The organism is Streptomyces sp. AcH 505, assembly GCF_000818175.1.
GTDB lineage: Bacteria > Actinomycetota > Actinomycetes > Streptomycetales > Streptomycetaceae > Streptomyces.
On record NZ_JTIY01000001.1, the window covers coordinates 3,536,793 to 3,546,837 of the forward strand.

Below are 10,045 nucleotides of genomic sequence, written 5' to 3' on the forward strand. Positions count from 1 at the left end.
TTAGTCCAGGTGCGCCCCCTAGTGGAGACATACCCGTAGTAGTAGCTTGCTGACTCTGCGACAAGGGGGGGCATGTGGGAGTAGCAGACAGTTGGCAGCAGGAGCAGGTCAGCTTGGCGTACGTCGCCGCCTTAGCCACTAAGGGCGGGTACACGTTAGGGAAGTGGGAGGTCGACAAGGATGGTGTCGACCTATCCGTAAAGCGCGCTGATGGACTTTCATTCGAGTTGCAAATGAAGTGTACTTATAGCCCGAAGATAGCAGTTCAGGGGAATGCGTATTCTTATGATCTTGACATTCCTACCTATAACAAGCTACGTGCGTCAACGAGAACGGCTGTCGGATTTCTCGGATTGGTGATAGTTCCGCGTGATATTGAGGAATGGATGCTGCACGACGAGCAAGAGCTGACCATGCGATGTTCTGGCTACTGGGCGAAAATCCAGGATTTGCCAGAAGTGACGAATTTGAGCACAAAGTCCGTACATTTGCCGCGTTCCCAACGCATCGACTTACCTGGATTCGAAGAAATGTTCTCGCATGCGCGTCATCGTTTGATGTATGGATCTCAGGCGGTGCCTGCGGCATGATCGGGATGAAGATTGGATTTGAAGAGACGGCCAGCTATCTAATCCGGGCCGACTGGCAACCCGTTACGCAAGGGCCACTAGCCGAGATTTGGGAGAGTCGGTCGAACGATCGACTGCGTATCATGGTGCCCAAGATTTCGGCAGCTCCGGATTTCAAGCCGATGCTAGACAATATGACAAAGGATTTGGCTAGGCACGAGCGCAGGAGCCCAGATGAGGTGAAGGAGGATATGGCGCGCCAGTTTTATGATGTTACAAAACTTAGAGCGGCCAGCGATGAACTCATCGATGACACGATCCCATTGCATGCGGGGATTGCTCTCTTCGATTCTGCCAAACGCTTAATTGTGGCCGCTGCCGCGTCGACGCTATTGCGGCAAGGGAATTTTGGTCGCAACATGCCGAAAAGGGCAATAAACCACGCGAAGCAGGTTCGCCTTGGGCACACGATGCAAGGGTCATACATCGTTCCTATTATCAGTGAAGTCAGGGTCCAAGATGTCTATTCTTTCAATGAGGGAGACGGTAGTCGGCCCCATCTAGATCTTGATGTAGAGGAAGCGCGATTTGATCGCAGAGTGGCGACGACCTTGGCGCATGCTTTGGAGGTTCTTGAGGAGATTGCAGTTACGCGGGATCGGATTCCAAGTGCATCTGATATGCACGATGCAATCGCGGAGGGGGTTTCTCGGGAGTTGTGCGACGCGGTGTCACGCGTTCTTTCTACCGGGCAGGTTGACAACTATGACATCAATTTTCAGTGGGCGCCTGCAGTCAGTCCCCCGCTGCTTTCAGCGGAACAGGTGGACTTCCCCAGGGAATCGGCATTCGCTGTCGACGAGATTTCCGCCATACTGAAGGGTTCTGAACGCATAGAGGAGCAGGTGATCTTCGGTATTATCACTAATTGTGCGGCGCCATTGAATGAGGGAACCGGCAGGGTGACGATACAGGCTGCTATTAATGGTCGCAAGCGGACTGTGAGGTTCGATCTCGATTGGGAGACCTTTGCTTTGGCCTCCAGATACATGACGGAACGTCGTCCGATTTTCGTGCGAGGGGTTCTTCACGTGGCTAGCGGGCGACAAGCAATGATGGATGTCAGTGCCTTCGGTCTAGATCCGTCAACAATGACGTTAGATGATGCCCTTGATATCGGATAACCTGCACGCAGTGCATAGATCTGCCATGTGGAACTTAATGGCGCCGGGAACTGATCCTACTAAACTGCGCCCCAAGTCAGACACAGCCCGCAACAAGATCGTGTTATGAGTTCTTAGGATCCCAAAGAGTCCTCGGGGTTTTCCTTGCTTTCGCCCATTATTCTGGCGCCGACAAAAACCGCGCCTACGGCGATTGCAGCACTTGCGGTCACTGCCACCGTCCTGAATCCCCGTTCCAGGAACTGTTTGTTCTCGCTGTCCTTCTGTGCCTCCTGACCTACATTTTGCTGGAAACGGTCGTGGAGGAACTGTCTTTGCTCCCAGCTGAGGTCGTCCCTGCCGAGATCCTCCTTGAGGGCCTCTCTGTGCTGCTGGGAGGCCTGATGGAAATTCTCCTGGCTCTTCTCGTTGGCCGAGAGCGTAGATTCGTATGCCTTCTTCACCGAATCCACAGAGTTCTTGGCGAGATCCTTGAAAGCAGGGAACTGCTCGATAATCTTCAGGCGCACCTCAGTGCTCATATCGGGCATCATGGCTGCGAACTTGATCACCTTGTCTTTGGAGAGGTTCCTCCAGGACGAAATTCCAAGCGCTCGCTTGACTTCAGCTTCGTTCTCGTTGTCCATGTCCTGGCCCGTCTGCCGTTCCGTCGTGATTTCCGGATTCTAGCGGCGACCTCACCAATCGGCAGCCGAATCCAGCGCTGCGCTGGCGACTGGAGGCTTCCCGACTCGGAGAGTGCGGGCGTGTCACCGTGGCTGAGGCGGCGGTCATTTGGGACGCGTATCGTGCTCGGCGGGAGGCTAGGGGGATTCCCTGGTAGCTCCCGATGCGGTAAGGAGCGCGGCTGTTTCGGGGTGAGGGCCGCGGTTCGCCCATGTCAGCGGGGTCCAGCCGGTGCCGTGGTCCTCGGCGCGGTTCGGGTCGGCGCCGTGGGTCAGCAGGGTGCGGACCGTTTCTGTGTGGCCCCAGGAGGCGGCCGCGCACAGTGGGGTGCCTTCCGCGCCCGGGCCGGTGCTTTCGGTGTTCGGGGTGGCGCCGGCCAGGAGGAGCAGGTGGGCGATCTCGGGTTTGCCGTTCACGGACGCCTCGTACAGCGGGGTGGTGCCCTGGCTGTCCGGTCGGTTCGGGTCGATCCCGGCGCGGAGGAGTGTCTTCACGGCGGTGGTGTCGCCCTCCAGGATCGCTGCGAAGAGACGTCGGGTGAGCTTCTTTCGCCGCCGTTGGTTCATGGGAGCCGAGGCTAACGATCGGGCATGCGGTCGGGCCACTCATATCCCGACGGCGACGACGGCGGTGGTCAGACGCGTTGGGGGGTGATGACGGGTGTCCGTGCGGTGTCTCTCGTGCGGTCTGTCAGGAGGCGGGTGATGCGGTCCGGGGACACCGCGCGGGAGTAGAGCCAGCCCTGGCCCGTGTCGCAGCCGATGCCGCGCAGGCGTTCCGCCTGGCCTGCCGTTTCGACGCATTCGGCGGTGACCGTCAGGCCCAGGCGGTGGGCGAGCTGGACCAGGGCCTCGACGATCATTTCGTCCGCCGGGCTCGGGTGGGCGCCCTCGTCGTAGCGGAAGCCGCGGACGAAGGAGCCGTCCAGTTTCAGGACGGAGACCGGGAGACGGCTGAGGTAGGCCAGGTTCGAGTAGCCCGTGCCGAAGTCGTCGATGGCGATCCGCACGCCCATCTCGCTGAGCGCTTGCAGTGCTTGGAGCGGGCGGCCCGCCGAGCCCATCACGGCCGACTCCGTCAGCTCCAGTTGGAGCAGGCCCGGTGACAGGCCCGTCTCGGCCAGGATCTCCGCCACGTCGGACACCAGGTCGGAGTCCCACACCTGTCGTACGGCGACGTTGACGCTCACGAACAGGGGCTCGTCGTCCGGGTGTTCCTGTTGCCACTGTCTGGCCTGGCGGCAGGCCGTACGCAGCACCCAGCCGCCGAGCTGCACGATCGAGCCGTCCTCTTCGGCGATGCCGATGAAGCGGTTCGGCGCGAGTGTGCCGAACTGGGGGTGGTTCCAGCGGACCAGGGCCTCCACGCCCCGTACGGTCCCGTCGGCCATGCCCACCAGCGGCTGGTACTCCAGTACGAACTCCTCCCGCTCGACCGCGGGACGCAGGGTGGAGGAGAGCGCCTGACGGGTCATCCGGTGGGCGTTGCGCTCCGGGTCGAAGAGCGTCCAGCGGGCCTTGCCGTCCGCCTTCGCCCAGTACAGCGTGGTGTCGGCGGCCTGCATCAGGGCGGTCGGTGTCGTGCCGGCCGCGGTGCGTTCGACGACGCCGATCGAGGCGGAGACGGAGAGCCGCTGTCCGGCGAGGTCGAACGGGAGCTGGAGCGCGGCCAGTACGGAGCGGGCGAGGGCGGTCAGCTGTTCCGTGCCGGTCGAGTCCTCGACGAGGATGCCGAACTCGTCGCCGCCGAGCCGCGCGACCAGGTGGTTACCGCTGCGGGTGCGGCTGTCGTGGTCGGCGCACTCGGTGAGCCGGCCCGCCACGGCGGCCAGCAGCCGGTCGCCGACGCGGTGCCCGAGGGTGTCGTTGACGGCCTTGAAGCCGTCCAGGTCCAGGTAGCAGAGACCGATCCGCCCTGTTCTGCCATCGGCGCCGCCCTCGCCGAAATCACCGAACTCACCGGCCGTCTCGTCGTTCTCGTACGGCGAGGCGCCCAGCGTCGAGGACAGCCGCTCGAAGAACAGCGCCCGGTTGGGCAGCCGCGTGACCGGGTCGTGCATCTGCAAGTGGCGCAGCCGCGCCTGGAGTTCGCGCCGGTCGCTGATGTCGGCGATCGACAGCAGCACGCTCTCGCTCTCGGGTACGGGCGCGACGGTGACCTCGGCCCACAGCGCGCGGCCCTCCGCGTGCTTCAGCCGCCGGGTGCAGCGGAAGCGGGCCCGCCGGCCGCCCAGCACCTCGTGGTACGCGTGCCACGTACGGGCGTCCGACGCCAGGTCGACCAGGTCGGCGGCCGGCTGCTCGCGCAGCGCGGCCGGCTCGGTGCCGAGCAGTTCGCCGAGCGCTTCGTTGGCGCTGACGACGGCGCCGTCGTGGTCCAGCACCGCCATCGCGAGCTGGGCGGCCTGGAACGCGGCGCGGTAGTCGCGCAGCTCGGACGGTGTTCGGGCTGCCGCCGATCCGCCTGCCGTCGCTCTGGCCGTGGCTGTTCTCCCTACCGGGTGACGCTCCGTAACGGACGGGGGTGTGTCACCGACGGACGGCTGGGTGTCACCGGGCGCTGCGACTGCCGCTGATCGCGGCCCTTCGGAGGTTGCGCTCACGGCTCGCTCCCGCGGTGCAGTCGTGTCGTACAGGGGTGGTCGGGCCTTTCGGGGCCGGGAAAGTGTGCCGATCATAGAGGTTTTGAGGGGGCCCGTTCCAGCTCCGTCGTGATGAACGGGATAACGGAGCGCCGACGATCTGTCATCGGACGATCGTTTCTGCGCGGCTGTGGCCCAGGCCGGCCGCCTCGTGATCGGTTGTGACTTTCCGTGTAACCCCGGGGTGTCGGGCTCCCCACTCGATTGGGGCATCGGAACAGGGCATTCCATCCGAAACCAGAACAAGGTGGGTGAGGTGTCCCGCATTCCGTAGCCGGAGGTCGACGTGGAGCGTCAGCAGACACCCGGGGGAGTGGACCGGCCGCGGCTGCGCAGCGTCGCGGCCGCCCTGACCTCCCTCATGGCGCTCGCCGCCACCTCGCTGGTCGCGGGGCCGACCGTGGCCGCGACGCCCACGTCGATGGGTGCCTGCGCGCTGCCCAGGACCCCCGTGCACCACTCGGCGGGGCTCGACACCTGGAACAACGCCTACCCCCGCCCCGACCACGCGCTCGACGCCGTGATGATCTTCCTGTCCTTCCCCGACTCCCGGCCGCTGACCGAGCCGCACGACCTGGTCGCCGACCACTTCCCCGCCACCAGCCAGTTCTACGAGCGGGCCTCGTACGGGAAGTTCGCGCTGCGCGTACACCCGGGGAAGCGCTGGCTGACGATGCCGCACCCGTCGACCTCGTACCGCATAACGCGTGACTGGGACCCGGTGGACCGCGCCGCGTATCTGCGCGACGCGCTGCGCGTGTCCGACCCCGGCGTCGACTTCTCCAATTACGACCTGGTCTATCTGGTCGCCGACCCGGACGCGCCGGGGGTCGACTCGGACGCCACGAAGGTCGTCAACTTCGACGCGCCGATGCGGGCGGACGGTACGGACATCAAGCGCGCCGTCACCGTCTTCGAACGGCATCCGCCGGACCGCAATGTGCTGGCCCACGAGACCGGGCATGTCTTCGACCTGGCCGACCTCTACCACCGGCCGGCCGACGGCAAGGGCGACTGGGACACGTACGTCGGCGACTGGGACGTGATGGGCAGCCAGTTCGGCCTCGCGCCCGACTTCTTCGGCTGGCACAAGTGGAAGATGGGCTGGCTGGACCCGCGCCAGGTGCGCTGCGTCCGGCCGACCGGCACCACCCTGCTGACGCTGGAGCCGATCGCGGCTGCGCCGGCTGTCGGCGGGCGCGCCGGGACCCGGCTCGCGGTGGTCAGGACCGGCGCGGAGAGTGCGGTGGCGATCGAGGCGCGGGCGGCGACCGGCAACGACGCGCACACCTGCACCGAGGGCGTGCTGATCTACAAGGTGCGCGGCGGTACGGCGTCGGGCGGCGGGCCCATCGAGGTGGTGGACACGCATCCGCACAGCGAGGCGTGCTGGGACCGGTCGGTGTATCCGCCGCTGGCCGACGCGCCGCTGGGGGTGGGCGAGACCTTCACCGTGCCGGGGAACGGCGAGCGGATCACGGTGGAGGTGGCGGACCGGACGTCGACCGGCGCGTACACGGTAAAGATCACGACGAGCCCGCCGGAGTAAGCGATGGCAGGACGGGAGAAGGCCCCTCGCCGGAGCGAGGGGCCTTCTCCCTGTCTGTGCGCCGCCAGGGACTCGAACCCCGGACCCGCTGATTAAGAGTCAGCTGCTCTAACCAACTGAGCTAGCGGCGCTTGCTGACGTCGTAGACCTTAGCACCCGGATCGGCCGGAAGAAAAATCGGTTCCGGAGGCCGCATCCGAGGCCGTATGCCGTGGTCAGGGCGGGTCCGGCGGAACGGTCACGAGCAGGAGCGCGGCAGCCGCCCCGCCGTTGTGGCGAGCGTCGCACGGGCCGCCGAGCGGACCGCCCGCACACAGGCCCACAGCAGCACCTCGGGCCCCGGCAGCCAGGGGTGCCGGGTGTCCGGCGCCACCACCCAGCGGGGTCCCGCGGCGGCCCCGGTCGCACCCGGGGTGAGCGGGGGTACGGTCACGGCGTCGCCGGTGCCGTGGCACAGCAGCGGCGGCACGCCGGCCTCCTGGCCCTCGTCGTCGGCCGCGCAGCCCCACTCCTCCCAGGACAGCAGGGCGGGTAACCGCTGGGCGGTGCCGGGGGCGGCGAAGAGCAGCGTCCTGCCCCGGTGCACCGCGACGGGCCCCGACCCGGGGCCCTCGCCCCAGAGCCGGTCCAGCATCCGGCGGCCGAACATCGCGGGGGTGTTCACCACGTCGAAGGCGGAGCCGCAGGGCAGCACGCCGGGTGCGGTCGGGCGGGCCGCCCAGAGGGAGAGGGTGGACCGGGGACAGGGACCGGCCGAGGCGAGCCAGTCCGCACCGGCAGGGGTGACCTGACCGGTCTGGTGGGAGCCCTCGTCGCGGAGGAGGCCGAAGATGTCGGTCCGGCGCTCGTCGTCACTCGTGCCGGGGCTCAGCGGGGATTCATCTCGTAGCCATGCGGTCATGGCAACAAGATCTACCGACAGTAACGGTTCTGTATCTGAGAGTTTCCCGAAGCCGGGACAGAGCGCGGTGCCCGGGGGTAACCTACGTCCCGGCATATGCCATATGAGTGGTTGGCGAGCCGGTCAGGGCCCGCCACGAGACCTGTCACAGGCGGCCACGGGGCCGCTCGGAGGCGGTCGCCGTGCCGGTGAAGGCCGGGTCGCCCGGCCGGTCACTTCTCCGCGAGACCCTCGCCGCGCAGCAGGTCACGGCCGAATTCGACCATCCGCTTCGCGTAGTCCTCCGTCCACTCCGCGCGCTCGGCGATGTCCGCGGCCGTCAGCCGGTCGAACCGCCGCGGATCGGCGAGCTGGGCCGCCGCGACCGCCTGGAACTCGACGGCCCGGTCGGTGGCCGCGCGGAACGCGAGCGTCAGCTCCGTGGCCCGGGTGAGCAGGGCGGCGGGGTCGTCGATGGACTCCAGGTCGAAGAAGTGCTCCGCGTCGGCCACCGCCTCGGAGGGCTCGAAGAGGAGAGGCGCGGGCCGCAGCCGCCGCCGCTCGCTCCGCTCGGGATCCCGCATGTGTTTTCCTCCTGCTCGTGCCTGCCGATGTCGGTCAGGTGCTGCTCGGCCACCGTCCATTGTCCAACCCGGCGCAAGTACGCCTCATGGGGTCCAGTTCACCCGGTGTGCGGAAAGGTGCGCCAGCACCGCGTGGTTCGCTTCCCAGCCGTCCGGGAATTTGACCGTCACGCCCAGCTGGACCGGTTCCGTCGAGGGGTGTTCGTCCAGCAGTTCGGGGACGCCGGCGCGGCAGACCACGATGCAGGCGTGGCGGTGGCGGGAGGCGAGGACGCAGAGGCGGCCGGTCTCCAGGTGGAAGGCCGTGGCGTCCGGGCGGCCCGACAGCGGGTGCAGGACGACCGTGACGTCGAACTCGCGGCCCTGCAGACGGTTCGCCGTGTCCACGGCGACGCCGGTCACGCCCAGCTCGGCGAGGGCGGCCCGGACCGCCGCCGCCTGGTCGCGGTGGGCCGTGCCGACCGCGATACGGTCCGCCGTCAGCGGGACCGGGTCGTCGGAGCGTTCGCTGGTCGCCGCGCCGCCGCGGTCCAGCAGGCGGCGGACGACCGTCGCCACCGCCCGTACCGCCTCGGGGTCCGTACGGGGCGTGCGGCGGGCGGGCAGCTCCAGCAGGCCCCAGCCGGAGGCCGCCGCCTCGTCCAGCACCCGGTCGGGGCCCGAGCCGTCGGACGGGACGGTGAAACCCAGCAGCCGGTCGCCGTCGCCGGTGCCGCTGCGGAACGGGGTGTACGGGTAGAACGCGGCCGACACCAGCGGCGCCGCCGACGCGGGCAGCCGCCAGGAGACCGGCAGCCGGTGCTGCGGCAGCTCCGGGTTGTGCGCGAGGAGCGTCGAGACCGCGCTCGCCGAGGGGTCGTACGACAGGCCCGCCCACTGCTCGGCGCCCACCACGCTGAACGGGTCCAGCTGGCCGGGATCGCCGACGAACAGGGCCCGCTCGAACAGCCCGGCGACGGCCAGCAGCGCGTCGGACCGCATCTGGTACGCCTCGTCCACGATCGCGTGCCGCCACGGCTCGACGCCCTGCACATGCGCCCACTTCGCGGCCGTGGAGACGACGACGTCGAGCCCGGCGAGATCGGCGGCCTTGGCCGACTTGCGGACGCCCGGCAGCTCGTCCAGCACCTTGTCGTACGGATCGGGGTCGTTGCTGTGCAGCCGGCCGACCGGCAGCTCGGGGTCCTTCTCGGCGAGCCGCGTCACCAAGTCGTCCACCTGCGCGTTCGTCTGCGCCACGATCATCAGCGGCCGGCCCGCCGCGGCCAGCTCCAGCGCCGCGCGCACGACGAGCGTCGACTTGCCGGCGCCCGGCGGGGAGTCCACGACGATCCCGCGATGCGCGCTGTGCAGCGTGTCGTACAGGATCGCGTCGGTGGCGCGGGTGGCCTCGGCGCCGGGGTCGAACGTCAGGGGCGGGGCCGTCACAGCAGATCCTCCTCCGTCACCGGATCAGGCTCCGGCAGGGTCGGGGTCCGGTCGGTGTCCGGAGGGCCGCCGTGGGTCCACGGCGTGTCCTCGGGGTCGGGCAGCTTCGCGCCGCCGCGCTGGTCGTGCTCGAACAGCGTCCAGGCGATCAGATCACCCTTCTCCGGCACGGATCCCGGCGCGGGCTCCTTGCCGCGGCCCATCCGGTCGGTCAGCCGCAGCACCACCTGCGCGTCCGGGGCCGGCGGGGACGGCAGGGACTCGACGAACTCCGCCGACTGCGGTTTGCCGTCCAGCGAGCGGTACACCTTCGTCCGCTCACCGAGCCGCGGCGCGTCGTCCGTCCGTACCGTCACCAGCGGACGCGGCGCCGGGCGTTTGCTCTCGCTGTACGCCATCACCACCTCCGTCACCTCCCCGACGAACGCCTCGCCCGCCAGCCGGCGGCCCGCCAGCACCAGCGGGTCGTCCAGCGCCTCCTGCGCCTCCAGCTGGGCCTGGGCGCTCTCGCGCGCCGCCAGCTTGCGCGCCGCCGTCACCGCGT

Annotated in this window: 9 protein-coding genes, 1 tRNA gene and 1 pseudogene; 3 read left to right on the forward strand and 8 right to left on the reverse strand. The window is 67.7% G+C overall.

The features are described from left to right. Positions 1-74 precede the first annotated feature (74 nt). Together HY68_RS40780 and HY68_RS42810 are read left to right on the forward strand one after the other, a co-directional pair. On the forward strand, positions 75-590 hold the full coding sequence (locus HY68_RS40780) for a DUF4365 domain-containing protein (protein ID WP_078863636.1): 516 nt from the start codon (positions 75-77) through the stop codon (positions 588-590). Further along, entirely contained in the window at positions 587-1,753 is a 1,167-nt protein-coding gene (locus HY68_RS42810) for a hypothetical protein (protein WP_157874353.1), read from the forward strand. The genes HY68_RS40780 and HY68_RS42810 overlap by 4 nt, the downstream gene beginning before the upstream one ends. 113 nt (positions 1,754-1,866) lie before the next feature. On the opposite strand, the gene HY68_RS16165 is transcribed toward HY68_RS42810, so the two are convergent. The 3 genes from HY68_RS16165 to HY68_RS16175 form a co-directional block, all read right to left on the reverse strand. Then, on the reverse strand, positions 1,867-2,379 hold the full coding sequence (locus HY68_RS16165) for a hypothetical protein (protein ID WP_041989343.1): 513 nt from the start codon (positions 2,377-2,379) through the stop codon (positions 1,867-1,869). 177 nt (positions 2,380-2,556) lie between these two features. Continuing rightward, positions 2,557-2,985 (reverse strand): ankyrin repeat domain-containing protein, encoded by a 429-nt coding sequence (locus tag HY68_RS16170; RefSeq protein WP_041989345.1) that lies wholly within the window; start codon positions 2,983-2,985, stop codon positions 2,557-2,559. 68 nt (positions 2,986-3,053) lie between these two features. Next, the gene (locus HY68_RS16175) at positions 3,054-5,021 is read right to left on the reverse strand and encodes an EAL domain-containing protein (RefSeq protein ID WP_041989348.1); all 1,968 of its coding nucleotides are present in this window, start codon (positions 5,019-5,021) and stop codon (positions 3,054-3,056) included. A gap of 325 nt (positions 5,022-5,346) precedes the next feature. Between HY68_RS16175 and HY68_RS16180 the strand changes: the two genes are divergently transcribed. Continuing rightward, positions 5,347-6,609, forward strand: a complete 1,263-nt coding sequence (locus tag HY68_RS16180) for a M6 family metalloprotease domain-containing protein (RefSeq protein ID WP_078863637.1) — start codon at positions 5,347-5,349, stop codon at positions 6,607-6,609. A 57-nt stretch (positions 6,610-6,666) separates the two neighbouring features. On the opposite strand, the gene HY68_RS16185 is transcribed toward HY68_RS16180, so the two are convergent. From HY68_RS16185 to HY68_RS16205, 5 genes and pseudogenes are all read right to left on the reverse strand, one after another. Then, positions 6,667-6,740 (reverse strand) — tRNA-Lys (locus HY68_RS16185). A gap of 107 nt (positions 6,741-6,847) precedes the next feature. Beyond that, a complete protein-coding gene (locus HY68_RS16190; RefSeq protein WP_041989356.1) occupies positions 6,848-7,510 on the reverse strand; it encodes a bifunctional DNA primase/polymerase in 663 nt (220 codons plus the stop codon). Between the two features lie 212 nt (positions 7,511-7,722). Further along, positions 7,723-8,073 carry a hypothetical protein gene (locus HY68_RS16195; protein ID WP_041989359.1) on the reverse strand — a complete coding sequence of 117 codons (351 nt, stop codon included), beginning with the start codon at positions 8,071-8,073 and terminating at the stop codon, positions 7,723-7,725. Between the two features lie 84 nt (positions 8,074-8,157). Next, the gene (locus tag HY68_RS16200) at positions 8,158-9,501 is read right to left on the reverse strand and encodes an AAA domain-containing protein (RefSeq protein ID WP_041989362.1); all 1,344 of its coding nucleotides are present in this window, start codon (positions 9,499-9,501) and stop codon (positions 8,158-8,160) included. After that, a pseudogene (locus HY68_RS16205) lies at positions 9,498-10,045 on the reverse strand (hypothetical protein); the annotation flags it as partial. The gene HY68_RS16200 and the pseudogene HY68_RS16205, both read right to left, overlap by 4 nt.

Bases quoted from the DNA above. Each gene is read 5' to 3' on its own strand.
- HY68_RS16190 (WP_041989356.1), bottom strand. From the start codon at position 7,510: ATGACCGCATGGCTACGAGATGAATCCCCGCTGAGCCCCGGCACGAGT.
- HY68_RS16170 (WP_041989345.1), bottom strand. From the start codon at position 2,985: ATGAACCAACGGCGGCGAAAGAAGCTCACCCGACGTCTCTTCGCAGCG.
- HY68_RS16195 (WP_041989359.1), bottom strand. From the start codon at position 8,073: ATGCGGGATCCCGAGCGGAGCGAGCGGCGGCGGCTGCGGCCCGCGCCT.
- HY68_RS16165 (WP_041989343.1), bottom strand. From the start codon at position 2,379: ATGGACAACGAGAACGAAGCTGAAGTCAAGCGAGCGCTTGGAATTTCG.
- HY68_RS42810 (WP_157874353.1), top strand. From the start codon at position 587: ATGATCGGGATGAAGATTGGATTTGAAGAGACGGCCAGCTATCTAATC.